This is a genomic window from Allokutzneria sp. A3M-2-11 16 (genome assembly GCF_024213555.1).
Taxonomy (GTDB): domain Bacteria; phylum Actinomycetota; class Actinomycetes; order Mycobacteriales; family Pseudonocardiaceae; genus Allokutzneria.
The window spans coordinates 969,236-993,069 of sequence record NZ_JANAVO010000001.1 but is presented as its reverse complement, the minus strand read 5'-3'; the positions used below and the strand labels follow the sequence as shown (position 1 = coordinate 993,069).

Sequence of the window (23,834 nt, the reverse complement as noted above, 5' to 3'; positions counted from 1 at the left end):
TGGCTTGCTGGAGCGGCTTACCCCCGCTCGGACCATGCTACGGCCGGTTCAGCTACCCGTTGCTCACCGGCTGTGTGCCTTGCGGCACGGGGGCGTTGAGCGACCGGAAGGACGCGCTCCGTAACATGGATTCGTGTCAGATTCGGGAACTGCTCGATTACCGACCAGTGGGGAACTGACCGCCTGGCGCTCGTTCCTGCGGGCGCACGCACGCGTGACGCGATGGCTTGAAACGGAGCTCATCGCGGAGCAGCGGCTTTCCCTGGCGGCCTACGACGTTCTCGTGCAGCTGGCCGGGGCCCCTGAGTACAAGCTCAGGATGACCGAGCTCGCGGAGCTGGTCCTGCTGTCCAGGTCGGGGGTGACCCGGTTGGTGGACCGCCTCGAGCGCGCGGGACTGGTCAGCCGGGAGCGCGCGGACTGCGACGGCCGCGGTGTCGTCGCCGTGCTCACCGAGCGCGGGCTGGAGCGGTTGCGCGCCGCCGCGGCGACGCACATGCGCGGCATCGCGCGGCACTTCGTCGCCTTGCTGGACAACAAGGAGCTCGACCTGCTCGGGCACACCTGCGGCAGGCTCGCCGACGGCGAACTCCCCGTCACGCAACCCAAACGGGCGCAGGCCTAACGCGTCTCGGCGGGTTCGCCGTCCCATCGCGCGGTGTCGTCGACGGCGTGAGAGCGCTTGCCCCGCTTGGCTTTTCCCTCAAGCAGATCCCCGCGCAGCCGGTCCAGCTCGGAGCGCAGGAAGTCCCGCGTCACCGACTCGCCAACGGCCAGGCGCAGCGCCGCCAACTCCCGCGCCAGGTACTCCGTATCGGCTTTCGTGCGCTCCGCCCGCGCCCGGTCCTCCTCCAACGAGACCCGGTCCCGGTCGTCCTGGCGGTTCTGCGCCAGCAGGATCAGCGGCGCGGCGTACGCCGCCTGGGTGGAGAAGGCCAGGTTGAGCAGGATGAACGGGTACGGGTCCCACTGCAACGAGACCGCGAGCAGGTTCACCGTGATCCACACGATCACCAGCACCGTCTGCCAGAACAGGAACGTGCCGGTGCCGAGGAACCGCGCGATCCGCTCGGAGAACCGGCCGAACGCCTCGGGGTCCAGGTCGAAGGACAGCCTGCGCGGCTGGCGCGGCTGGTCGAGGCGGCGGCGCGGGTGCAACTCGGGCATGGCCTCGCTCCTAGCTCTCCGCTGTCACAGTGGTTTCCGGTAGCCCGCTCTCCCGCCAGTCGTCCGGCAGCAGGTGGTCGAGCACGTCGTCGACGCTGACCGCGCCCAGCAGGTGCTCCTGGTCGTCGACCACCGGCGCGACGACCAGGTTGTACGCGGCGAAGTAGCGGGTGACCTCGCTGAGGGAAGCATTGGGGGACAACGAACCCAGGTGGTGGTCGACCATGCCCGCTACGAGGTCGAACGGCGCTTCGCGCAGCAGCCGCTGGAAGTGCACGCAGCCGAGGTAGCGGCCGGTCGGCGTGGCCTGCGGCGGGCGGGCGACGAAGACCATGCTGGCCAGCGCGGGGGTGAGGTCGGGGTTGCGCACCCGCGCCAGCGCTTCGGCGACGGTGGCGTCCGGGGTGAGCACCACCGGCTCCGGGGTCATCAGGCCGCCCGCGGTGTCGCGGGAGTAGGCGAGCAGCCTGCGCACCGGGGCCGACTCCTCCGGCTCCATCAGCGACAGCAGCCGGTCCTTGTCGAAGTCGGGCAGCTCGGCCAGCAGGTCGGCGGCGTCGTCGGGGTTCATCGCCTCCAGCACGTCCGCCGCCCGGTCCTCGTTGAGGTGGGTGAGCAGGTCCTTCTGGTCCTCCTCCGGCAGCTCCTCCAGCACGTCGGCGAGTCGTTCGTCGTCCATCGCGTCGGCGATCTCGTAGCGCCGTTTCACCGGCAGCTCGTGCAGCGCGCTGGCGACGTCGACCGCGCGCATCGTGTCGAAGACCGCCATCAGCTCCTGCGCGCCCTGCGGCTGCGCGCTGATCTCGGCGAAGCCGAGCCCGGTGACCGCCTCCCACGGCAGCACCTGGAGCGGGCCCCGGCGGCTGAGCCGCCCGGTGCGCTCGCGCACCGCGAGCTTGGTGATCACCCAGTCCCGCGTGCGGGTCTGCTCCATCCCGGCGTCCACCACCACCGCGGGGTTGTCGTCCGAGGTCACGCTCACGCGCGCGTCCAGCAGCTCGCCGAGGACCATCACCTCGTTCGGGCGCTGGTGGAAATGCCTCAGGTTCACCATTCCGGTCGCCAGCGTCACCGCGTTGGCCTCCAGGGAGGTCACCCTGAGCATCGGGACGAAGATGCGGCGGCGGGTGATCAGCTCGACGACCATGCCGAGCACGCGCGGCGGCTGCCGGTCCAGCCGGAGCCCGGCGACCACGTCGCGCACCTTGCCGACGGACTCCCCGTCCGGCCCGAACACCGGCAGCCCGGCGAGCTGGGCGGCGAAGACCCTGCTAGTGCCTGCCACGTCGGCAACATTAGTGTCCGGACCATGATCGAGCCTGGTGACGCGCGCCTTCGCTACGACGTTGTGGACGTCTTCACCGACCGTCCCTACGCCGGTAACCCGCTCGCCGTGGTGCACGGCGCCGACGAGCTGGACACCGACCAGCTGCAACGGATCGCCCGCGAGTTCAACCTCTCCGAGACCGCTTTCCCGATGCGGCCGACCCAGGAGGGCGCCGACTACCGGCTGCGGATCTTCACCGCGTCGACCGAGCTGCCCTTCGCCGGTCACCCCAGCATCGGGTCGGCGTGGGTGCTCGCCCGGGACGGTGTGATCGGCATCGGCGAGGCCGTCCAGGAATGCGGCGCCGGGCTGCTGCCGATCTCGGTCGACCAGGCCGGGGCCACGTTGACCGGAGGTGCGGCCCACCTCGGCCCGGACCTCGACGCCGAGTCGCTCGCCGCGGCCGCGGGGCTCGATCCGTCCGATGTGGACAGTGCTGGCGCGCCGGGGATCGCGGGCTGCGGCATCGACTTCGCGTACCTGCTGGTGAGCCCGGACGCCGTGTCCCGCGCGGTGGTCGAGGAGTCGGCCGCCAAGCGCGCCGGAGTGCCGCACGGACTCGTGGTGGTCTCCTTCGACAGCGAGAGCAACGCCGCGCACGCGCGGATGTTCGCGCCCAAGCTCGGTGTGCGCGAGGACCCCGCGACCGGCTCCGCCGCGCTCGGCCTCGGCGTGTGGCTGGCCGACCGCGGCCTGATCGGCGACGGCGACACCCGTTACGTGGTCAGCCAGGGCGCCGAGATCGGCCGACCGTCCACATTGGACTGCGCCGTGACGGTCGAGGACTACGCGGTCACCCGCGCCACCGTCCGCGGCGGCGTGGCCCCCGTCGCCTCCGGCACCATCGCCATCCCCTGACGTCAGGGAGTCGGGACGAGGCGGTGGACGGTGGTCCACGACGGGGGAGCGGAGAGGGAGGGACGGTTGAGGCGGGCGGTGGCGAGCGCCGAAGTGGTCGCCTCGTCGGGGATCACGGCCTCGACGGTCACCGGCACGTCGACGAGGTGGGAGTGGGTGCTGGGGGAGCGGACGGTGACGGTGGCCGTGGTGGCCGACTCCAGGCCGGGCACCTCCTGCTCCGAGGGGCCGGTGGCGAGCCAGATCGCCCCGTCCCGCCACAGCGCCCAGACCAGGCGCGCGGGCTGACCCTCCGGCCGGACCCAGACCGCCGCGGCCTTGCGCAGCGCGGCGTCCAGCAGCCGGGTGATATCCATTCCCGCAGCATCCCACGGCTGTGAAAGGCGCCTCAGCGTGTGGTCGAGCCGCACCGGCCGTGCCAGCATCACGCGTGTTACCCGTCGGTACAAGGAGGTCCGAAGTGGTTGATCGTCGGCGTCCCCGTCGCTCCTGCCTGGCCGTTCCCGGGTCGAGCCAGAAGATGATCGACAAGGCTCGCGGCCTGCCCGCCGACCAGGTCTTCCTGGACCTGGAGGACGCGTGCGCCCCGCTGGCCAAGCCCGGTGCGCGCAAGACGATCGTCGCGGCGCTCAACGAGGGCGGCTGGGAGGGCAAGGCCCGGGTGGTCCGGGTCAACGACCTCACCACCGAGTGGACCTACCGCGACGTCGTCGAGGTGGTCGAGGGCGCGGGCGCGAACCTGGACTGCATCATGCTGCCCAAGGTGCAGACGGCCGGCCAGGTCGCCTGGCTGGACCTGACGTTGACCCAGATCGAGAAGACCATGGGCTACGAGGTCGGCCGGATCGGCATCGAGGCGCAGATCGAGAACGCCAAGGGCCTTGTCGAGGTCGACGCGATCGCCACCGCCTCGCCCCGCATCGAGACGATCATCTTCGGCCCGGCCGACTTCATGGCCTCGATCAACATGAAGTCACTCGTGGTCGGCGAGCAGCCGACCGGCTACGACGTCGGCGATGCTTACCACTACATCCTGATGCGCATCCTGATGGCCGCGCGCGCCACCGACGTGCAGGCCATCGACGGGCCCTACCTCCAGATCCGCGACCTGGACGGGTTCCGCAGGGTCACCGGCCGCTCCGCGGCGCTGGGCTACGACGGCAAGTGGGTGCTGCACCCCGGCCAGATCGACGCCTGCAACGAGCTGTTCAGCCCGCGGCAGGAGGACTACGACCACGCCGAGAACATCCTCGACGCCTACGACTGGTTCACCTCGGAGGCGGGCGGCAAGCGCGGCGCGGCGATGCTCGGCGACGAGATGATCGACGAGGCGTCCCGCAAGATGGCGCTCGTGGTCTCCGCGAAGGGCAGGGCCGCCGGGATGACGCGCACCGACCGCTGGACGCCGCCCGCCGAATGAGTCGATCCGGCACTGCTGGGGAACGCGAGGACGCGATAGCGTTCACTGGCATGAGCGAGTCGCAGGAGCCCGAGGAACACCCGGAGCTGACGCACGAGCGTCCGTGGTTCGTACTCGTCGAGACGCCGCATGAGCACGGCTACACGACCAAGGTCCTCGCGGGCGGGTTCGACACCGCCGAACAGGCCAGGGCCGAAGCGAGGAAACAGGCTTTCGAGTTCAAGAGCTCCGCGCGCGCCGCGAGCAAGCGCAACGTCTTCCTGGTCGGCGAGGACACCTACGTGGTGCTCTACCGCAAGGCGATGCTGAGCTACGAGTTCAAGCTCCGCGTCGTCCGGCTCATCGCGGAGCCGGACGAGCAGCACTGACCCAGTGCCGTTCTCCCCGGGCACCGGCGGCCTCGTGCCGCCGGTGCCTTTCGTCGTTATGGCAAGACCATTCACGCCAAGGGCCTAATCGAGAGCCCTACAATCGGTTGCATTCCGGCTGGATTCTCAACCCTGAATTGATTGTTCGGTCAAGCACCGGGGTATAGTGTCCATTAGGATGGGTATAGCCCGTACTCCGTTGAGGTCATGTTGGATCACGCCTTGGTTCCCATCGCCCGTTCAGGGGTACGCGGAAAGTTTGCTTCCGATACCGTGGCTGCCTAGCTGGTGACAACAATCCCTGCTTAGCGGAGGGTGCATCCATGTTGAGGAAGTTAGCCGTTGCTGGAATGTCCCTGGCTTTGATTTCCATCCCGGCAGTGGCTCAGGCGGATATCGCGCCGCCCCCGGACAAAATTGTCATCGAAGTGGCAACCGTGAACGGATCCGGCTGTCCGGCCGGTACCGCCGCCATCGCGGTCTCCCCCGACAACACCGCCTTCACGGTGACCTACAGCCAGTACATGGCGCAGGTCGGGCCAGGTATCAGCCCGACGGAGGCCAGGAAGAACTGCCAGCTCAACCTGAAGGTGCACGTGCCTCAGGGCTTCACGTACGCGATCGCGCAGTCCGACTACCGCGGTTTCGCGAACCTCGCGCGCGGCGCGACGGCGATCGAACAGGCGAACTACTACTTCCAGGGAATGTCACCGACCGTAGCAGCGCGGCACAATTTCTCCGGCCCGCTGGACGACAACTGGCAGACCACGGACAAGGTGGACATCGCGTCGCTCGTCTACGCGCCCTGCGGCGAGAAGCGCAACGTCAACATCAACACCGAGCTCCGGGTGAGCAAGGGGACGTCGCCGGCCACCGAGACGAGTTTCATTGCGATGGACTCGACCGACGGCAGCATTAAGACGACCTATCACTTCCACTGGAAGACCTGCCCCTAGCTCGGGCCGGGCACGGCCGGAACGCGGCCGTGCCCGTTTCCGGGGAATAGGGTCATTCGTTCCCCATGTTGATCAGCGTCACCAGCAGGAACAACCCTCCGCCGAATACCACCACGATCGCCAGGAGGCAGCCGGACACCTTGAAGAATGTAGCGATCGACGCGCGCGCCTCCTGACGGCGCGGCGTGTCCTCACTGCTGCTCGCCCGATAGATCGCCCGGCAGATCCAGTACGGGCTGGTGACGAGGTAGTAGACGCCCATCACCAGGTAGTAGAGGAGTTCGAGGAACTGGGCGAAGAAGGCCACCACCGCGAATACGGGGAGCAGCGCGAGGACCGTGAGCGCTTTCTTGCCCGTCGCCCACGAGTCGAAGTCCGGCTTGTTGATCGGAGAACGGCGCTTCTTCGGCTCATCGCCAGCGGGCGCCACCGCGGCTGGTTCTGTCACGGGCGCACAAGATAGTCACGTCATCACTCGGACGGCGCGGCGACCGCCCTCGACGGCAGCGGCGACGAGTAGACGATCGACGTGGTGATCGATCCCAGCGTCGCGATCCGTCCCGCCAGGCGCTCCAGGTGGCGCATGTCCCGCGCCGCCACGAACAACACGAAGCAGTCCTCGCCGGTCACGTGGTGGCACTGGAGGATCTCCGTGGTGCGCTCCAGTTCCGCGTGCAGCTTGCGGTAGTTCCCGGAGGGATAACGCAGCCGCACCACGGCGAGCACCGCGTAGCCGACGCGTTCGAGGTCGACCTCCGCCCGGAAGCCCTTGATCACCCCGCCCTCGACCAGCCGCCGCACCCGCTCGGTCGCGGCCGTGGCGCCGAGTCCGACCCGGCGGCCCAACTCCGCGTAGCTCAGGCGCGCGTCCTCCTGGAGTTCCGCCAGGACCCGCCAGTCCACCGCATCCAGCGCTAGCGTGGAATCACCGCTCATGTGCTCAAACTAGCGTGGTTTCCACTACAAAGCGCGGATACTGGCGTGGATACGCCCTGCTCAAACGCGCGGCAGCGGCATAGCGTTCTTCACATGACACGAGTTGCCGCGAAGCCCGCAGAGCCCGCCACGGCCGCCGACCACTTCCGCCACCTGCTGTCCTTCGAGACCGACCCCGCCGACCTCCGCGCGGACATGGAGGACGGCAACGGCGGCTTCCTCGTCCTGGACGTGCGCGCGCCCGAGCACTACGCGGCCGGACACATCCCCGGCTCGATTTCCTTTCCCGCCAAGGACATCACCGCGCAGACGACGCGCGACCTGCCACGCGACGCGGTGCTGGTGACCTACTGCTGGGGTCCGGGCTGCAACGCGGCGGACAAGGGCGCGCTGAAGCTGGCCGAGCTCGGGTTCACCGTGAAGAAGCTCATCGGCGGGTTCCAGACCTGGAAGTGGGACCGGCACCCGATCGAAACCGGTACCGGTCAAGAGCGCCGTTGAGGACCTTCTCACACCGCGAACCCCACGTAGACGCGCGATACTCGCCGGTAACCCTAGTCGCCTGAATCCCAGTTGACGCAGCGTCGCAGGAAAGGGGACCTCGCCATGGCTCGGCTCGCCCAGACCGCCGGTCTCACCGATGTCCAGCAGGAGATCCTGGCCACCGTCCGCAGCTTCGTGGACAAGGAGATCATCCCGCACGCGCAGGCGCTGGAGCACGGTGACACCTACCCTGCGGACATCGTCGAGGGCATGAAGGAGATGGGGCTGTTCGGCCTCACCATCCCCGAGTCCTACGGCGGGCTCGGCGAGTCGCTGCTGACCTACGCGCTGGTGGTCGAGGAGATCGCGCGCGGCTGGATGAGCGTCTCCGGCGTGATCAACACGCACTTCATCGTGGCGCACATGATCAAGCAACACGCCACGGACGCGCAGAAACAGCACTTCCTGCCGCGCATGGCGACCGGCGAGGTGCGCGGGGCGTTCTCCATGTCCGAGCCGGAGCTGGGGTCCGACGTCGCGGCGATCCGCACCAAAGCACGGCAGGATGGCGACGGTTTTGTCATCGACGGCCAGAAGATGTGGCTGACCAACGGCGGTAGCTCCACGTTGGTCGCCACCCTGGTCCGCACCGACGAGGGTGCTGAGAGGCCGCACCAGAACCTCACGACGTTCCTCATCGAGAAGCCGACCGGGTTCGGCGAGGTGCTTCCCGGCCTCACCATCCCCGGCAAGATCGAGAAGATGGGCTACAAGGGCGTCGACACCACCGAGATGGTCTTCGACGGCTTCCGGGTCGGCGCGGACGCGATCCTCGGCGGGGAACGCGGCAAGGGCTTCGCGCACATGATGGACGGCGTCGAGGTCGGCCGGGTCAACGTCGCCGCGCGGGCGTGCGGCATCGCCATCCGCGCCTTCGAGCTGGCCGTGGAGTACGCCCAGCAGCGCACCACCTTCGGCAAGCCGATCGCCCAGCACCAGGCGATCGCGTTCAAGCTGGCCGAGATGGCGACGAAGGTGGAGGCCGCGCACCTGATGATGGTCAACGCCGCCCGGCTCAAGGACTCCGGTCAGCGCAACGACGTCGAGGCGGGCATGGCCAAGCTGATCGCCTCGGAGTACTGCGCCGAGGTCACCCAGGAGTCGTTCCGCATCCACGGCGGCTACGGCTACTCCAAGGAGTACGAGATCGAGCGGCTGATGCGCGAGGCGCCGTTCCTGCTGATCGGCGAGGGCACCTCGGAGATCCAGAAGACGATCATCAGCCGGGGCCTGCTGCGCGAGTACCGCTCGCGCGGCTGACCCCGGGTAGGACGGTCTTCAAGTACGCCGCACCCCCGCTCCCGGAATCGTCAACCGCGCCCAACCCCGGGGTTCGCCGCGGTTGGCGACGGTTCCGGCGGGGGTAGGGGGTACTTGAAGACCGGCGAACCCGTGGGCGGGGTCGTCGTGGTGGGCCGTTCTGATCTCCGGGGTGGGCCGGTTCGCCGGGGTGCGGCGGTGGCCGCGGTGGGCCGTTCCGTTGTCCGGGGTGGGCCGTTTGGGGGGCGCGTGTCCCCGCCCGGCACGCGGGCGAGGATGATCGGAGTCAGCATGTAGCGAGGCCAGCTCTGAGCCGGTCCAGCTCTGAGCCAGTCCAGCTCGCGGAGGTGACAACGGTGACGAGTCCATTTTCCGGCAGGCCCGCCGGCGGTGCGCAGAGCCTGCCAACGCCTCCCTCGGGGTGGCCGATCGGGTCCTACGCCACCTACGAGGAGGCGCAGCGGGCGGTCGACTACCTGGCCGACGAGTCGTTCCCGGTCCAGGAGGTGACGATCGTCGGCGTCGACCTGATGCTGGTCGAGCGGGTCACCGGCAGGCTCACCTGGGGCCGGGTGCTGGCCACCGGCGCCGCTTCGGGCGCGTGGTTCGGTCTGTTCGTCGGGATCCTGCTGAGTCTCTTTAACTCGACCGGGTTCCAACTGGGCCCGATTCTTGTGGCGTTGGCCACAGGTGTGATCTTCTTCATGATCTTCAACGCGTTCGGTTACGCGGCTACGCGCGGTCGCCGTGACTTCGTCTCGGCGAGCCAGCTGGTGGCAGGGCGCTACGACGTGCTGTGCCAGCCTCGCAATGCGGAGAAGGGACGCGACGCCCTGGCGAAGCTCGCCATGAAGGCCCCGGGCCAGGAGACTTGATAAGGGCTTGACCGACGGGCCGCCCTTCGGCGACGAATGGTGGCCCGTTTGTTGTTTCACATTCTCCTGAGTTGATGTTGATGTGCGCGCGCGTACCCACCGTGACCGGCGCAGAGGCTTTTCTGAATCCTTTCCGCGATGGGCTTATCTGAATCGTTGCCGTCACCCGGTTGCGGGAGTCGGAACTCTCGCCCTAGGTTCTGTCACCAGCCTGCGGGCGTGTGCGATGGCTCACGCTCGTGTCGGAGGGCACGACGAGGTGTCTTGGTGTATCCACCAGTCCTCGTCGTCGAGGGTTCGTGCCGCCGCTGGAGTGACCACAGCCTCGAAAGCCTTCCGTGCTTTTCAGAGGAAGGAGGCTGGGTTACATGGACGGCCCGGGTCGCAGTGCCCGCTATCGATCCACCACGTCAACCAAGACCCGTTCGCGGAGTCGAGCGTCAGCGCTCCTCGGGGTCGCGCTGGTGACCGCTCCGCTGCTCGCGGCCTGCGGCTCCGGTGACACTGGGGGTAACACACTCAACCTGTACGCGGCTCCCGAAGAGAACTTCGAGAAGGTCATCGAGAGCTGCAACGCCAGCGCGAACGGCAAGTACAACATCGTCTACAACAAGCTCCCGCGCGGCGCGGACGGCCAGCGCGAGCAGATGGTGCGCAGGCTCGCCGCGGGCGACGACGAGATGGACATCCTCTATCTCGACAGCCCGTGGCTCGCCGAGTTCGCCGAGGCCGGCTGGATCCGGGAGTGGACCGGCAACTACAAGGAGGAGGCCGAGCGCGGCGTCCTCGCCGGGCCGCTGGAGTCCACGCGCTACAAGAACCGCACCTATGCGGCCACGAAGAACACCAACGTGCAGCTGCTGTGGTACCGCGACGACGTGGTGCCCAAGCCGCCGGAGACCTGGGCCGAGATGATCGCCCAGGCCAAGGCGCTCAAGGCCGCGGGCAAGCCCTACACCGCCGTGATGACCGGTGCGCAGTACGAGGGCCTCGTCGTGCAGTACAACACGATGGTGGCCTCGGCAGGCGGCAAGATCATCTCCGAGGACGGCCTCACCGCCGTCGTCGACGACGGCGCGGTGCGGGCGCTGTCCACCCTCAAGGACTTCGCCACCTCAGGGATCGCCAGCGCCTCGCTGACCAACTCCCAGGAGGACGAGGTCCGCAAGGAGTTCCAGGGCGGCAACTCGGCGTTCCAGCTGAACTGGCCGTACGTGTACGCGTCCATGCAGAAGGAAAAGCCGGACCTGGCCAAGAACTTCAAGTGGGCCCGTTACCCCGGCATCGACAAGGGCAAGCCGAGCAAGGTCACCATCGGTGGCGCGAACTACGGCGTGAGCACCTACTCCACCAAGGCCGACCTGGCCTTCGAGGCGGTGCTGTGCCTGCGCAAGCCGGAGAACCAGCTCTACTCCGCGATCAACTCCGGCGTCGCGCCGACCATCGAGTCGGTCTACGACCGCCCGGAGATGACCGAGAAGTACCCGATGAAGGAGACCATCCGCGAGGAGCTGCGGGACGCGGCCAACCGTCCGCTGACCGCCGCCTGGCAGAACGTCTCCACGGTGCTGTCCACCGTTCTCTCCCCGCCGGCGAGCATCGATCCGCAGAAGACCGCGGCGCGGCTGCGCACCGAGCTCCAGGCTGCCATTGACTCCAAGGGGGTCATGCCGTGAGCACCCACGCCGCCGTCAAGGCGAAGCCCGTGCTGAGCGAGGGCAAGAAGGCGGAGCGCCGCCTCGGCCTGCTGCTGTGCGCACCGGCCGCGTTCATCATGATCGCGGTCACCGCCTGGCCGATCATCTACTCGTTCTGGTTGTCCCTTCAGCGTTACGACCTGAAGTTCCCGGACAAGCAGGAGTTCATCGGCCTGGAGAACTACACCGCGGTGCTCAGCAGCCCGTACTGGTGGGACGCCTTCGGCATCACCGCGCTGCTGACCGTGATCACCGTCGTGATCGAGCTCGTGCTCGGCATGGCGCTGGCCCTGGTCATGCACCGCACGCTGGTCGGCCGAGGACTGGTGCGGACCTCCGCGCTGATCCCGTACGGCATCGTGACCGTGGTCGCGGCGTTCTCCTGGAAGTACGCCTACACCCCGGAGACCGGCTACCTGGCGGAGTTGTTCGGCGGCGCGCCGCTGACCGACAAGGCGAGCGCGCTCGCCATCATCGCCTCCGCCGAGATCTGGAAGACCACGCCGTTCATGGCGCTGCTGCTGATGGCGGGTCTGGCCCTGGTGCCGGACGACATGCTCAAGGCCGCGGCGATGGACGGGGCGAGCGGCTGGCAGCGGTTCACCAAGATCATGGTGCCGATGATGAAGCCGGCGATCCTGGTCGCGCTGCTGTTCCGCACGCTCGACGCGTTCCGGATCTTCGACAACATCTTCGTGCTGACCGCGGGTTCGCAGGGCACGGGATCGGTGTCGATGCTGACCTACAACAACCTCATCAAGGGGTTGAACCTGGGCATCGGCTCGACCATGTCGGTGCTGATCTTCGTCGCGGTGGCGATCATCGCGTTCGTCTTCATCAAGGTGTTCGGCACCGCCGCGCCGGGCAGTGACAACGGAGGTAAGCGCTGATGGCCGGCATTGGAGGTGCCGAAACGACGGGGAAGAAGGCCCGCTGGGGCCTGGTCAACGTCGTTGTTGTCGTCTACGCGTTGTTCCCGGTGCTGTGGATCGTCTCGCTCTCCTTCAAGTCGAAGAAGGCCATCAGCGAGGGCGGGTTCTTCCCCACCGAGTGGACGCTGGACAACTACGCCGCGATCTTCTCCACCACGGAGTTCATCCGGCCGCTGTTCAACTCGATCGGCATCGCGATCATCGCCACCTTGATCGCGGTGGTGTTCGGCACGATGGCGGCGTACGCGATCGCCCGGCTGGACTTCCCCGGCAAGCAACTGCTGGTGGGCGTCTCGCTGCTGATCGCGATGTTCCCGCAGGTGTCGCTGGTCTCGCCGCTGTTCAACATCGAGCGCGCGCTCGGCCTGTTCGACACCTGGCCGGGCCTGATCCTGCCCTACATCACCTTCTCCCTGCCGCTGGCGATCTACACGCTCTCGGCGTTCTTCAAGGAGATCCCGTGGGAGCTGGAGAAGGCGGCCAAGATGGACGGCGCGACGCCGGGCCAGGCCTTCCAGAAGGTCATCGCCCCGCTCGCCGCACCCGGTGTGTTCACCACGGCGATCCTGGTGTTCATCTTCTGCTGGAACGACTTCCTGTTCGCGATCTCGCTCACCTCGACCGAGACGTCCAGGACCGTTCCCGCCGCGCTGGCGTTCTTCACCGGTAGCAGCCAGTTCGAAGACCCAACGGGGACCACCTCGGCCGCGGCCGTGGTGATCACCATTCCGATCATCATTTTCGTGCTGTTCTTCCAGCGCAGAATCGTCGCCGGTCTGACGTCCGGCGCGGTCAAGGGGTAGGTGAGTCGTGGCCGACATCGTCCTGGACAAAGTGACGAAGAAGTACCCGGACGGCGCTTTGGCCGTCCAGGAAGTGAACCTCGAAATCGCCGACGGCGAGTTCATCATCCTGGTCGGACCATCGGGCTGCGGTAAGTCCACCACGCTGAACATGCTGGCGGGCCTGGAGGACATCACCGCGGGCGAGCTGCGCATCGGTGGCGAGCGGGTCAACGAGAAGGCGCCCAAGGACCGGGACATCGCGATGGTGTTCCAGTCCTACGCCCTCTACCCGCACATGACCGTGCGCGAGAACATGGCGTTCCCGCTGCGCTTGGCGAAGATCGACGACAAGATCGTCGACGCCAAGGTGGCCGAGGCCAGCAAGATCCTCGACCTCGGTCAGCACCTCGACCGCAAGCCGTCCAACCTCTCCGGTGGTCAGCGGCAGCGCGTCGCGATGGGTCGCGCGATCGTGCGCAACCCCAAGGCGTTCCTGATGGACGAACCACTGTCCAACCTGGACGCCAAGCTGCGCGTGCAGATGCGGACCGAGGTCTCCAGGCTGCAGAAGAACCTGGGCACCACCACCGTCTACGTGACCCACGACCAGACCGAGGCGATGACCCTCGGCGACCGTGTCGTGGTCATGCGCGGCGGTGCGGTGCAGCAGGTCGGGTCGCCGCAGTACCTCTACGAGAACCCGGCGAACCTCTTCGTGGCGGGCTTCATCGGCTCTCCGGCGATGAACTTCATCCCGGCGACCCTGGAGAACGGCGAGCTCTCGACCGCGCTGGGGACCTTCCCGCTCAGCGACAAGGTCCGCAGGATGGCCGAGCGTGGCCGCAGGCCGGTCCGCGAAGTGATCATGGGCCTGCGCCCGGAGCACCTCGAGGACGCCTCCATGGTCGAGGGCGCGAACAGCTCGCGTGGTGCCACGTTCACCACGCAGGTCGACGTGCTCGAGTCGATGGGTTCGGACAAGTACGCCTACTTCTCGATCTCCGGCAAGCGCGCCAGCTCGGCGCAGCTGGACGAGCTGGCGGCGGACGTCGGTGTCTCGGACCTCGGCGCGGGCCAGACTGTCGCACGCATCTCCGCGGCCTCCAGGGCCAAGGAGGGCTCCTCGCTGGACGTCTGGGTGGACCTGGACAAGATCCAGCTGTTCGACCCGGAGAGCGGCAAGGCGCTGACCTACTCGGACTAGGTCCTCGCCGGTAGTCGTCGAAAGGCCGCATCCCTGGTTCCGGGGATGCGGCCTTCGTCGTTCCTGGTTCAGGACGCGGGACAGCTCGCGGTCGGCGCGGGGAGCTCTCCGGTGGTCAGGTAGTGGTGAACGTGTTGGCGCACACAGGGATTCCCGCTCCGGTAGAGCGCGTGCCCGCCGAAGGCGGGTAGGTAGCGCGAACCGGGCAGCTGCGCGGCGACGTGCTTCCCGTGCTCGACCGGGGTGATGGTGTCGTTGCTGCCACTGGTGATCAGCACCGGCGGCAGTCCGGCCGGGCGGATGCGGTGCGGCGGGTGCACGCCGATTTCGGGCAGGCCGTCGCAGTGCCCGGTCATCCCGAAGATCGGATCGGCCCAGCCGACTCGCGGTGCCACCGACCGCAGCCGGTGCTCGATCGCTTTGTGGCCGAGGAATCCGGCGTCGAACGGGAAGTCCGCGCACACCATGTCGCGGGCGAGGCTGTGGTCCGGCGGTTGCAACGGCGCCTTGTCGAACGCGCTGGTGTCACCGTTTTCTGCCTTGGCAAGTCCTTCGGCGAGCGCGGGCCACCGTGCTTGCGACGAAGCCTGATCGCCGACCCGCGCGGGGATGCTGCTTGCTTTCGGAGCCACGCGATCGAACACCGCGATGACGTCTTTTCCGTGCAGCGCACAGGTTTCCGTTACCGAGCACCACTCGGCGAAGCGGTGGAGGTTGCGCTCGGTCGTGGCGGCCATCGGGGCCATCCACTCGAAGAGCCGTGGTTCTCCGTGGTCCAGCACGCTGTCCAGGAACATGCGATCAACATTGCGCGTGAACAACTCCGCGTACGCCTGGCCGAAGACCGTGCCGTAGGAGTTGCCGTAGTAGCGGAGCTTGCGCTCACCGAGCGCGGTGCGGATCGCGTCCATGTCGTGTGCGACCTGCCACGAGTTGACCTTCCCTGTCAGTGGCCCCAGCTTCGGCGCGCACGACTCGGCGAACTCCGCGTTCGCATTGCGGTAGTCGGTGAAAGCCTTGTGTTGCAAGGGAGAATCGGCGGCCGAGGGAAACGGCGTCGGACAGCTGACCCCGTCACCCTCGCCGAACCCGCGCGGATCGAAGACGACGACGTCGAACCACTGTGTCAGGTCGGCGTAACTCGCCTTGGAACGCTTGAAGTTCGGGATCGCCACGTTGGGGCCGCCAGGGTTCACCAGAAGCGCGCCGAGCTTGTGCGCCTGGTCTCGGGCGGGCAGCTTCGCGAGGTTGACGGTGATCGGCTCGGAATGCTTGGGGGAGGCCCAGTCGGAGGGCACGGTGACTCCGCCGCACAGCACGCCGTCCCCGCAGTCCCGCCACTGGACCGCCTCGTCCGCCTGCGCCGCGGTGGCCATCAGCGGTACCAGGCTGAGCGCGGCCACCGCACAGCGCAGTCCTCGGAATCGTGATCTCATTCCCCCAGGTTCGCGATCACCGGGCCGCACTTCGTCTATCGATGGATAGATCTCATCCATCCCCGCACGGCGGTTGACTCGTCTTCAAGTACCCCGCACCCTCGCCGAAAACATCGCTAACCACGACAAACCCCAGCGGCGAAGCCGGGTTCGTCGTCGTTGGCGATCTCGTGAGCGGGGTGCGGGGCACTTGAAGACCGGCGAACTGGCTAGGCCTTGTCCTACAAGTCCTCAAGCACTCCGCACACCACGTAAACTGAACCCATGCACCCCACCCGCCCGCTCACCCCATCCCCTGCGGGCGCCGTCTAGAGAACCCCGTTTCGTACTCATAACGGGAAAAAGAGCGCTCCCAAAACCCGTTTTGAGTACGAAACGGGATTTTGGGCTGCGCTGGTTGACGTTATGGGGAGTGCACGGGGGGCGTGACGGTTGCTGGTGACCACTTGCAGGACACCGCCTAGTCCGGCAGTTTGGGCTCGACGACGTCCATGACCTTGCGGGCCAGGTCGCACGCGTCCATCGGCACCTGGGCGCCCGCCACGTTGGCCAGGACCTGGAGCGTGCCGCCGCCGAACTCCACGCCCTGCGTGCAGGCGGTCAGCTCGCCGACCGACAGGAAACCCTTGCGGCCGTTGACCTCGTTGCGGGAGAAGGAGATGTGCGTGCGCTTCTCCGCGTCCGCGATCGTCACCTTGTCCTCGTTGATCGCGAACACCCGGAAGCCGCGCGGCGAGCCGAGCATGCAGCCCGTCGGCTTGTTCGGCATGCGCTGCCCCCGGGCGAGGTCCAGCGCTTTCAGGTCCGCCTCGGTGAAGATGGCGCACGTGTCGATGCGACCGGCTTCCACGCCTGAGCCGGGCGCGGGAGCCGAGCCGCACCCGGCGGCGAAGAGGACCAGCAGCGGGAGCACACGAGCACCGAGACCACTCATACCCCTCACGCTATCTGCGTCTCTTGCTCTCGCGCACCGCGTCGATGACCTCGTCGTCCCAACGGTGCGTCCTGATCAGCCGGAAGCGCTCGCCCGCGATGTGCAGGTACGCCTCGGCCTCGGTCCGGTCGCCGACCAGGTCCGCCTGCTGGAGCATCCGCACCACCGGGACGAACTCCTCCTCGTACCACCGCTTGGCGACGGTGAGCCGGTCCAGGAACTTGCCCTCGTCCTGCATCAGCCGGAAGCCCCACGCCTCCACCGTCTCGCCCAGCTCGGTGTACTCCCACGGGTCGCTCATCAGCACCGCGGCCCGCGCCTCGCCGGGCAGCGGGACCCGCTCCAGGAACAGCCTGCGGTCGTTCTTGATCATCAGGTCGTGGCGGTACCGGATGTCGTAGGCGCCGATCTTGGTGCGCACCTCGGTCACGTGCGCCTCGATGGTGCGCAGGCCGAGCGCGTGCGCCACCGAGACCCGGTGGTGGCCGTCCTTGACGAAGTGCAGCTCGCCGACGCGGTAGACGTCGATCGGCGGGATGGACTCGCCGCGCCGCTGCGCCAGCGCGAGCCGTTCCCACCGCTCCCGGGTGCGGCCGGAGGTCGGGCGGAAGCGGCGGTCGAAGTCGCGCGTGCGGTCCACGCTGCCGATGATCGAGTCGACCTGGATCACCTGGCGCCCGAGCCGCCGCTCGCCCACCTGGCCGAGGGCGGCGACGACCTCGGCGTAGGGAAGCATGATGTTGACGTCGTCCGGCTCCCTGCGCATCCACTTCGCCAGCCGGGACATGACCTGGCGGCGGCGCGCCCTGATGAAGTCGTTCTCCGCGTCGGCACGCGGGAATCCGGTGTCACCGCGCATCTGTCGCCTCCTGACCGCGCGAAGGAATCTCCATGACGTGATATCCGACGACGTTGACCACCCGGGTTGCCACGAGTCGACGATCCGGTGTCGGCTCGCCGTGCGGGTGGATGTGCCCGTGCAGCATGAGCGGTGGCCGCAGTCTCCGCACGGCGTCGTGCAGGCAGGCGAAGCCCCGGTGCGGCGGGTCCTCGCGGTCGCCGCAGTCCTTCGGCGGGCTGTGGGTGAGCAGGACGTCCACCCCGCGGCCGTCGCGCAGCCGCCGCCAGTTCGCGAGCCGGGTCATCCGGCGGACGCGCCGCGCCTGCTGGCGCTCGGTCCACTGGTTCGGCCCGCGGTTGTAGCGGATCGAACCGCCGATGCCCGCGATCCGCAGCCCGGCCGCGTCCACCACCCTGCCGTCGGCGTTCACGCCACCGGCCGGGCCCGGCCACCTGGTCGGGATCCCGCTCTTCGTCCACAAACCGCGCACGTTGGTGTATCCGGTCAGGTCGGGGTCATGGTTACCGGGCACGAAGACGCACGGCCGGTCCAACGCGTTGCTCAGGTGCTCCAGGTAGTCGTAGGGGAGATCACCCGCCGCGAGGATCAGATCGACCTCTATCTGCTGGATGTAGGAGGTCCAGAGCTGTTCAACGACCTCGTCCGCTACCGCGAGCACCTTGACCACGCGGCAGAGCCTAGGGCCGAACGGAGCACTCCGCCTTGACGCAACTCACACCTCACACGGCGATCCCTACCGTTCGGCGCATGACGAATCGACGCGCGTTCGCGATCGGTGTGGCTGCGGCCGGACTGGTCGCGGTGTTCGGCATCCCTGCGCAGGCACAGCACGCTCCGGCGTTCCCCACGACGCTCCAGCTCCCCAACCACTTCCAGCCCGAGGGCATCGCCATCGGCGGCACGACCGGCTACTTCGGCTCCCTCAGGGACGGGTCCGTCCACAAGATCGACCTCCGCACCGGGCGCGGCGCCCAGCTCAGCGCGCCCACCGGCACCCCGTCGGTCGGACTCAAGATCGACAAGCGGGACCGGCTGTTCATCGCGGGCGGTGTGGGCGGCGACGCGCGGGTGGTCGACGCGCGGACCGGCAAGCTCCTCGCCAAGTACCCGCTCGGCGGCGGTTTCGTGAACGACGTCGTGCTGACCGAGGACGCCGCCTACTTCACCGACTCGCACAAGGCCGTGCTGTACAAGCTCTCCCTGGGCCGCGAGTTACCCGCGAAGGCCGAGACCATCCCGCTCGGCGGTGAGTGGGTGCAGGCGGCGGGCTTCAACGCCAACGGCATCGAGACCACGCCGGACGGGCGGAGCCTGCTCGTGATCAACATTGGCTCCGGCAAGCTCTTCCGCGTCGACCCGCGCACCGGCGACGCCAAGCTCGTCGACCTCGGCGGGCTCGTGCTGACCAACGGCGACGGCCTCTTGCGCCAGGGACACCTGCTCTACGTGGTGCAGAACCGGATCAACACGCTCAGCGCGGTGCGCCTCGACCACACGGGCGCGAAGGGCGCTCTGCACAAGAAGGTCACCGACCCGCGCTTCGACGTGCCGACGACCGTTGCGGCCTTCGGTGACCGCCTCTACCTGCCGAACGCCAGGTTCGGCACCGAGCCCGGCCCGAACGTGACCTACAACGTCGTCGCGGTGCCCAGATTCTGATCATCCACCGGGTTTGACGGTCTTCAAGTACCCCGAACCCCCCTCCCTGCTGTCCTCAACCGCCCCCAACCCCGGGAAGCTCCGCGGGGGTTGGGGGCGGTTAGCGGTGATCGTCGGCGGGGGTCGGTGGTACTTGAAGACGCTCCTACTGCGGCGGGGGTGGCGGTTTTCGGTGACCGGTTGTGTTCGGCGAACGCCTGGTTCACCACCGCGCCTGGCCCGAACGGGATGCCGAACGTCCTTGTGGCGCCTGGGTTCCGCGGGGCCAACGTTGTCACGGATCGACGTTGCGTGAACGGCCGGTAAAGCTTGCTCGCAGCCGAGTGAATCGAGGAGGCGGGGCGTGCTTTCACCACATCGCCGGACTACCGTTCCACAGGTGCTCGTGGAGCTGTTTCGAGATGCGGCCCGCGGTTGCCAGACCCACAGCCCGCTCAACGCCACCCTGTTGCGCGCGGCGGCAGACGACCTCGCTGCCGGCGGCGTGACCACGAAGGTGATGGCGGGCAGTGAACTGGACCGCGGTGGCACCGTCCCCGGTCTTCGGTTCGCCGGTTCCGTCCACCGGCTCGTCCTGGAGGGCAAGGCCCCGGGCCTCGCCAAGCACTACCCCACGGTCGGTGGGCACCTCGAACGAGACCGCCTCTGGGCCGACGCCGAGCCGGTGCTCGACGAACACGCCGACATGCTGCGCGCGATGATCCGCGCGAACGCCGTGCAGACCAACGAGCCCGCCCGCAGCGCGGCGCTCTACGGCGGCCTGCTGGTCGCGGCCGAGCGCGCCGCCGAGCACGCGGGCCGGGACCTGCCGTTCCCCGTGCGGCTGCTGGAGATCGGCGCGAGCGGTGGCCTGAACCTGCGCCCGCACCGTTTCGGCTACCGCCTCGACGACGGCACCAGCTTCGGCGACGACGCCAGTCCCGTGCAGCTCGACCTGTCCTGGAGCGGGCGCCCGCGCGCCGATCTGACCACCCCGCTCACGGTCGCCGACCGCGCCGCCTGCGACATGAACCCGGTCGACGCGACCACCGAGGACGGCCGCAAGCACCTGTCCTCCTTCGTGTGGCCGGACCAGGTGGACCGCTACCAGCGGCTCCAGGGCGCGATCGACCTCGCCCAGGCGGACCCCGTTCCGGTGCACCGCGCCGAGGGGTCGGAGTGGTTGCGCACCCAGCTCGCCAAGGACGCCAGCGGCATGGTCACCGTCGTGTGGCACTCGATCGTGTGGCAGTACGCCCCGCCGAGGGAGCGCGCCCGCGGCCGGGCGGTGGTGGCCGCGGCGGCGGCCAAGGCGACCAAGGACGCTCCGCTCGCCCTGCTGGTGTTCGAACCGCGCCGCGCCAACGACCCGGCGGACCCGTACCGCTTCGACCTCCTGCTGCGGCTGTGGCCGGCCGGGATCTCGCTGCACCTCGGTACCGGCGTCGGCCACGGCGACCCCTTCGCCTGGGACGAGCGTCACTGGGTCTGAGGGGTTTCGTTTCCGCGAAGGGCGGGAGTAGCCTTTTGCGCGTTCGGGTTTTTGTGTCGCGCGCTGGGGAGGTGATCGCCGTGAGCCTGAATCCGTGCGATCCCCCCAGTAGTCGCCGGGGCTGAGCGACCGCCCCCTTCTCCCTCTCTTTTCGCACGCCGTCGGCTTCGCCTTCGGTGTGATTCGTGCTGCGCTTGATTCGGGGCATTCCCATGTTCACACGTGTTGTTTCCGCGCGCCCTCGTCGCGTGCTCGTCGATATCGCCGTGGCCGTCGGCGTCTGCGTTCTGCTCTGGTCGGTCGTCCGAGTCGGTTCCGGGACGCTCGCGCCGCTGCCGGTGGAGACCGCCGTCGAACTCGATCCGGCCGCGCTGCCCGGATACGCGGGCCGGTCACTGCTGCGGATGTTCGCGGCATTGGCTCTGTCCCTGCTGTTCTCGCTGGTGGTAGGTGGTCTGGCGGCCAAGTCCCGGCGGGCCGAGAAGATCATCATTCCGGTGCTGGACATCCTCCAGTCGGTGCCGGTGCTCGCTTATCTCTCGGTCACCGTGACCGCGTTCATCGCGTTGTTCCCCGGTTCGACGCTCGGCCTGGAGGCGGCGTCGGTGTTCGCGATCTTCACCTCGCAGGCGTGGAACCTGACATTCGCCTTCTACCAGTCGCTGGTGACGCAGTCGGCGGAACTGGACGAAGCGGCCAGGGCGCTGCGGCTCACCCGTTGGCAGCGATTCCGCGAGCTCGACGTTCCGGGCTCGATGATTCCCCTGGTGTGGAACGGGACGATGAGCTTCGGCGGCGGCTGGTTCTTTCTCGTGCAGTCCGAGGCGATCAGCGTGCTCAACCAGAAGTTCGCTTTGCCCGGAATCGGCAGTTATGTCGCGGCGGCGTCCGCGGCGGAGCGCACCGATCTCCTGCTGCTCGCCATCGGCGCGATGGTCATCATGGTGGTCGCGGTCAACGTGCTGTTCTGGCGGCCGTTGACCGCGTGGGCGGAGCGGTTCCGGCTGGAGCAGTCCGAAGCCGCGCACGCGCCGCGCAGCATGGTGCTCGACCTGCTCCGGCGTTCCCGGTTGCCCGGCCTCGCGGGCCGCGCGCTGCGCCCCATGGGCGAGGGAATCGACCGCGCGGCAAGGGTTTTCGGCAGAACCGGAGCACGCCGCGCCCTCGCTTCCCGTGAACGCTCGACGTTGTTGACCGTCCTCACGGTCGTCGGATTGTGGCTGATCGCCGACTACGTCTCCGCGACGACGGGATGGCCGGAGGTCCTGCACACCATCAGCCTCGGCCTGATCACGCTGAGCCGGGTGCTCGTCGTGGTGCTCGCGTCGGCGCTGGTGTGGGTGCCGATCGGGGTGTGGATCGGGATGAACCCGAGGGTGAGCAGGCTCGCGCAGCCGGTCGTGCAGGTGCTGGCGAGCTTCCCGGCGAACTTCCTGTTCCCCTTCGCCGCCGCGCTCTTCCTGGTGTGGCACGTCGGCCTCGGCTGGGGCGGCATCCTGCTGATGAGCCTCGGCGCGCAGTGGTACGTGCTGTTCAACGTCATCGCCGGGGCCAGCGCGATCCCCAGCGACCTGCGCGAGGCCGCGACGAACCTGCGGCTGAAGCGGTGGCAGCGCTGGCGTTTCCTGGTCCTGCCCGCGATCTTCCCCGCCTTCGTCACCGGCGCGCTGACCGCGGCGGGCGGAGCGTGGAACGCCTCGATCGTCGCCGAGGTGATCACCTACGGATCAGCCCGGATGGAAGCCCCCGGGCTCGGCGCGTACATCACCAACGCCACCGAACTCGGTGACATGCCAAGGGTTTTCGTCGGTGTCGTGGTGATGAGCGCCTTCGTCGTCGGCGTCAACCGCCTGTTCTGGCGCCGCCTGCACCGCCTGTCCGAGCACTACGCGCTCCAGTGAGGAGAAACGTCATGGCCCTGATCACCACCGAGAACGTCACCAAGTCCTTCACCGGTTCGCGGACCGTGCTCCGCGACGTCTGCCTGGAGGTGCGCGAGGGCGAAGTGCTTGCGCTGCTTGGCAAGTCCGGCTCCGGCAAGTCCACGTTGCTGCGCACGCTCGCCGGTCTCGTCGAGCCGTCCGGCGGGCGCGTCACGTATCGGGGCAACACCCTGAGCGTGGGCATGGTGTTCCAGAACTTCGCGTTGCTGCCGTGGTTGACCGTGCGGGAGAACGTCGAACTCGGCTTGCGCGCGAAGGGACTTCCCGTCGCGGAGCGCCGCCGTCGCGCGGCGGAGGCGATCGACCTGATCGGCCTCGACGGCTTCGAAACCGCCTACCCCAAGGAACTCTCCGGGGGTATGCGCCAGCGCGTCGGCTTCGCGCGGGCGCTCGTGCTGGAGCCGGACGCGTTGCTGATGGACGAGCCGTTCTCCGCGCTCGACGTGCTCACCGCGGAGAACCTGCGCGGTGAGCTGATGTCTCTGTGGACCAGCGCGCGCTTTCCCACGAAGGCGATGTGCCTGGTAACGCACAACATCGAGGAGGCGGTGGCGATGGCAGACCGGATCGTGGTGCTCGGCGACGGCCGAATCTCCCTTGAGCTGACCGTGCCGCTTGCCCGGCCGCGTGACCGGCGCAACGCCGCGTTCACCGCGATCGTCGACCAGATCTACACGGCCCTCATGGGCCAGACCCGCGCGGAGGTCGACCACGACACCCCGCTGCGCAGGCCGTTGCCCCCGGCGACCGTCGGCGGCCTCGCCGGGCTGATCGAGCTGCTCGGCGCGCACGGCGGCCGGACCGATCTGCACTCGCTGGCCGCGGCGCTGACCTTCGCGGTGGACGACCTGCTGCCGTTGGTCGACGCGGCGTCCCTGCTCGGCCTCGTGGAGGTCGCCGGAGCCGAGTTGCTGATCACCGGGGCGGGGGAGGACTGGCTCGCCGCGGACATCCCCACCGCGAAGTCGATCTTCGCGCGGCGGGCCGTCGCCAGCGCTCCGCTGGTGCGCGTGATCGCGGACGCGCTGCGCACGAGCAGGTCCGGCCGGTTGCGGGACGAGTTCTTCCTCGACCTGCTCCGCACCGGCTTCCCGGAGCCGGACGCCCAGCGGCAGCTCGCAACGGCCGTCGACTGGGGCCGCTACGGCGAACTGTTCTCCTTCGACGCGGTCGCCCGCGAACTGGTGCTTGAGGAGTGAGC

Annotated in this window: 25 protein-coding genes; 16 read left to right on the top strand and 9 right to left on the bottom strand. The window is 68.3% G+C overall.

What is annotated here, in order from left to right; all coding sequences use genetic code 11:
• Window positions 1-133: 133 nt before the first annotated feature.
• Window positions 134-625, top strand: coding sequence for a MarR family winged helix-turn-helix transcriptional regulator (locus NLX83_RS04950; protein ID WP_254233677.1), 492 nt, complete (start codon window positions 134-136; stop codon window positions 623-625).
• Here the strand turns inward: NLX83_RS04950 and NLX83_RS04945 are convergent.
• Both NLX83_RS04945 and NLX83_RS04940 read right to left on the bottom strand, forming a co-directional pair.
• The gene (locus tag NLX83_RS04945; protein WP_254233676.1) at window positions 622-1,167 is read right to left on the bottom strand and encodes a DUF1003 domain-containing protein; all 546 of its coding nucleotides are present in this window, start codon (window positions 1,165-1,167) and stop codon (window positions 622-624) included. The genes NLX83_RS04950 and NLX83_RS04945 overlap by 4 nt on opposite strands.
• A gap of 10 nt (window positions 1,168-1,177) precedes the next feature.
• Entirely contained in the window at window positions 1,178-2,452 is a 1,275-nt protein-coding gene (locus NLX83_RS04940; RefSeq protein WP_254233675.1) for a magnesium transporter MgtE N-terminal domain-containing protein, read from the bottom strand.
• 24 nt (window positions 2,453-2,476) lie between these two features.
• Here NLX83_RS04940 and NLX83_RS04935 point away from each other — a divergent pair, with 24 nt between their 5' ends.
• Window positions 2,477-3,352, top strand: coding sequence for a PhzF family phenazine biosynthesis protein (locus NLX83_RS04935; protein ID WP_254233674.1), 876 nt, complete (start codon window positions 2,477-2,479; stop codon window positions 3,350-3,352).
• A gap of 2 nt (window positions 3,353-3,354) precedes the next feature.
• Here the strand turns inward: NLX83_RS04935 and NLX83_RS04930 are convergent, their stop codons facing one another.
• Window positions 3,355-3,708, bottom strand: a complete 354-nt coding sequence (locus NLX83_RS04930) for a hypothetical protein (protein ID WP_254233673.1) — start codon at window positions 3,706-3,708, stop codon at window positions 3,355-3,357.
• 104 nt (window positions 3,709-3,812) lie between these two features.
• On the opposite strand from NLX83_RS04930, the gene NLX83_RS04925 reads away from it, so the two are divergent.
• The 3 genes from NLX83_RS04925 (at window position 3,813) to NLX83_RS04915 (ending at window position 6,096) form a co-directional block, all read left to right on the top strand.
• Window positions 3,813-4,772 carry an HpcH/HpaI aldolase/citrate lyase family protein gene (locus NLX83_RS04925; RefSeq protein WP_254233672.1) on the top strand — a complete coding sequence of 320 codons (960 nt, stop codon included), beginning with the start codon at window positions 3,813-3,815 and terminating at the stop codon, window positions 4,770-4,772.
• A 50-nt stretch (window positions 4,773-4,822) separates the two neighbouring features.
• Window positions 4,823-5,140, top strand: a complete 318-nt coding sequence (locus NLX83_RS04920) for a hypothetical protein (protein ID WP_254233671.1) — start codon at window positions 4,823-4,825, stop codon at window positions 5,138-5,140.
• A 350-nt stretch (window positions 5,141-5,490) separates the two neighbouring features.
• A complete protein-coding gene (locus NLX83_RS04915) occupies window positions 5,491-6,096 on the top strand; it encodes a DUF4360 domain-containing protein (RefSeq protein WP_254236082.1) in 606 nt (201 codons plus the stop codon).
• 52 nt (window positions 6,097-6,148) lie between these two features.
• Here the strand turns inward: NLX83_RS04915 and NLX83_RS04910 are convergent, their stop codons facing one another.
• Window positions 6,149-6,544 carry a hypothetical protein gene (locus NLX83_RS04910; protein WP_254233670.1) on the bottom strand — a complete coding sequence of 132 codons (396 nt, stop codon included), beginning with the start codon at window positions 6,542-6,544 and terminating at the stop codon, window positions 6,149-6,151.
• Between the two features lie 23 nt (window positions 6,545-6,567).
• Window positions 6,568-7,032, bottom strand: coding sequence for an Lrp/AsnC family transcriptional regulator (locus NLX83_RS04905; protein ID WP_254233669.1), 465 nt, complete (start codon window positions 7,030-7,032; stop codon window positions 6,568-6,570).
• 93 nt (window positions 7,033-7,125) lie between these two features.
• Between NLX83_RS04905 and NLX83_RS04900 the strand changes: the two genes are divergently transcribed.
• From NLX83_RS04900 to NLX83_RS04870, 7 genes are all read left to right on the top strand, one after another.
• The gene (locus NLX83_RS04900) at window positions 7,126-7,533 is read left to right on the top strand and encodes a rhodanese-like domain-containing protein (RefSeq protein WP_254233668.1); all 408 of its coding nucleotides are present in this window, start codon (window positions 7,126-7,128) and stop codon (window positions 7,531-7,533) included.
• 105 nt (window positions 7,534-7,638) lie between these two features.
• Window positions 7,639-8,835: an acyl-CoA dehydrogenase family protein gene (locus NLX83_RS04895; protein ID WP_254233667.1), complete on the top strand. Its 1,197-nt coding sequence runs from the start codon at window positions 7,639-7,641 to the stop codon at window positions 8,833-8,835.
• 356 nt (window positions 8,836-9,191) lie between these two features.
• On the top strand, window positions 9,192-9,710 hold the full coding sequence (locus NLX83_RS04890; protein WP_254233666.1) for a general stress protein: 519 nt from the start codon (window positions 9,192-9,194) through the stop codon (window positions 9,708-9,710).
• Window positions 9,711-10,078: 368 nt separating this feature from the next.
• On the top strand, window positions 10,079-11,386 hold the full coding sequence (locus NLX83_RS04885; RefSeq protein WP_374118654.1) for an ABC transporter substrate-binding protein: 1,308 nt from the start codon (window positions 10,079-10,081) through the stop codon (window positions 11,384-11,386).
• Complete coding sequence (locus tag NLX83_RS04880; protein WP_254233664.1) at window positions 11,383-12,297, top strand: carbohydrate ABC transporter permease; 915 nt, start codon at window positions 11,383-11,385, stop codon at window positions 12,295-12,297. The genes NLX83_RS04885 and NLX83_RS04880 overlap by 4 nt, the downstream gene beginning before the upstream one ends.
• Complete coding sequence (locus tag NLX83_RS04875) at window positions 12,297-13,142, top strand: carbohydrate ABC transporter permease (RefSeq protein WP_254233663.1); 846 nt, start codon at window positions 12,297-12,299, stop codon at window positions 13,140-13,142. Before NLX83_RS04880 ends, NLX83_RS04875 begins: the two co-directional genes overlap by 1 nt.
• A 7-nt stretch (window positions 13,143-13,149) precedes the next feature.
• Window positions 13,150-14,328 carry an ABC transporter ATP-binding protein gene (locus NLX83_RS04870; RefSeq protein WP_254233662.1) on the top strand — a complete coding sequence of 393 codons (1,179 nt, stop codon included), beginning with the start codon at window positions 13,150-13,152 and terminating at the stop codon, window positions 14,326-14,328.
• Between the two features lie 68 nt (window positions 14,329-14,396).
• Here the strand turns inward: NLX83_RS04870 and NLX83_RS04865 are convergent, their stop codons facing one another.
• From NLX83_RS04865 to NLX83_RS04850, 4 genes are all read right to left on the bottom strand, one after another.
• A complete protein-coding gene (locus tag NLX83_RS04865; protein WP_254233661.1) occupies window positions 14,397-15,764 on the bottom strand; it encodes an alpha/beta hydrolase in 1,368 nt (455 codons plus the stop codon).
• Between the two features lie 460 nt (window positions 15,765-16,224).
• A complete protein-coding gene (locus NLX83_RS04860; protein ID WP_254233660.1) occupies window positions 16,225-16,698 on the bottom strand; it encodes a DUF3558 family protein in 474 nt (157 codons plus the stop codon).
• A 10-nt stretch (window positions 16,699-16,708) separates the two neighbouring features.
• A complete protein-coding gene (locus NLX83_RS04855) occupies window positions 16,709-17,557 on the bottom strand; it encodes a chromosome partitioning protein ParB (protein ID WP_254233659.1) in 849 nt (282 codons plus the stop codon).
• Window positions 17,547-18,227, bottom strand: a complete 681-nt coding sequence (locus NLX83_RS04850) for a metallophosphoesterase family protein (RefSeq protein WP_254233658.1) — start codon at window positions 18,225-18,227, stop codon at window positions 17,547-17,549. The genes NLX83_RS04855 and NLX83_RS04850 overlap by 11 nt, the downstream gene beginning before the upstream one ends.
• An 80-nt stretch (window positions 18,228-18,307) precedes the next feature.
• On the opposite strand from NLX83_RS04850, the gene NLX83_RS04845 reads away from it, so the two are divergent.
• The 4 genes from NLX83_RS04845 (at window position 18,308) to NLX83_RS04830 (ending at window position 23,832) form a co-directional block, all read left to right on the top strand.
• Window positions 18,308-19,219, top strand: coding sequence for an SMP-30/gluconolactonase/LRE family protein (locus NLX83_RS04845; protein WP_254233657.1), 912 nt, complete (start codon window positions 18,308-18,310; stop codon window positions 19,217-19,219).
• Window positions 19,220-19,598: 379 nt separating this feature from the next.
• Complete coding sequence (locus tag NLX83_RS04840; protein ID WP_254233656.1) at window positions 19,599-20,690, top strand: DUF2332 domain-containing protein; 1,092 nt, start codon at window positions 19,599-19,601, stop codon at window positions 20,688-20,690.
• Window positions 20,691-20,938: 248 nt separating this feature from the next.
• Window positions 20,939-22,591 (top strand): ABC transporter permease, encoded by a 1,653-nt coding sequence (locus tag NLX83_RS04835; RefSeq protein ID WP_254233655.1) that lies wholly within the window; start codon window positions 20,939-20,941, stop codon window positions 22,589-22,591.
• An 11-nt stretch (window positions 22,592-22,602) separates the two neighbouring features.
• A complete protein-coding gene (locus NLX83_RS04830; protein WP_254233654.1) occupies window positions 22,603-23,832 on the top strand; it encodes an ABC transporter ATP-binding protein in 1,230 nt (409 codons plus the stop codon).
• Window positions 23,833-23,834 lie beyond the last annotated feature (2 nt).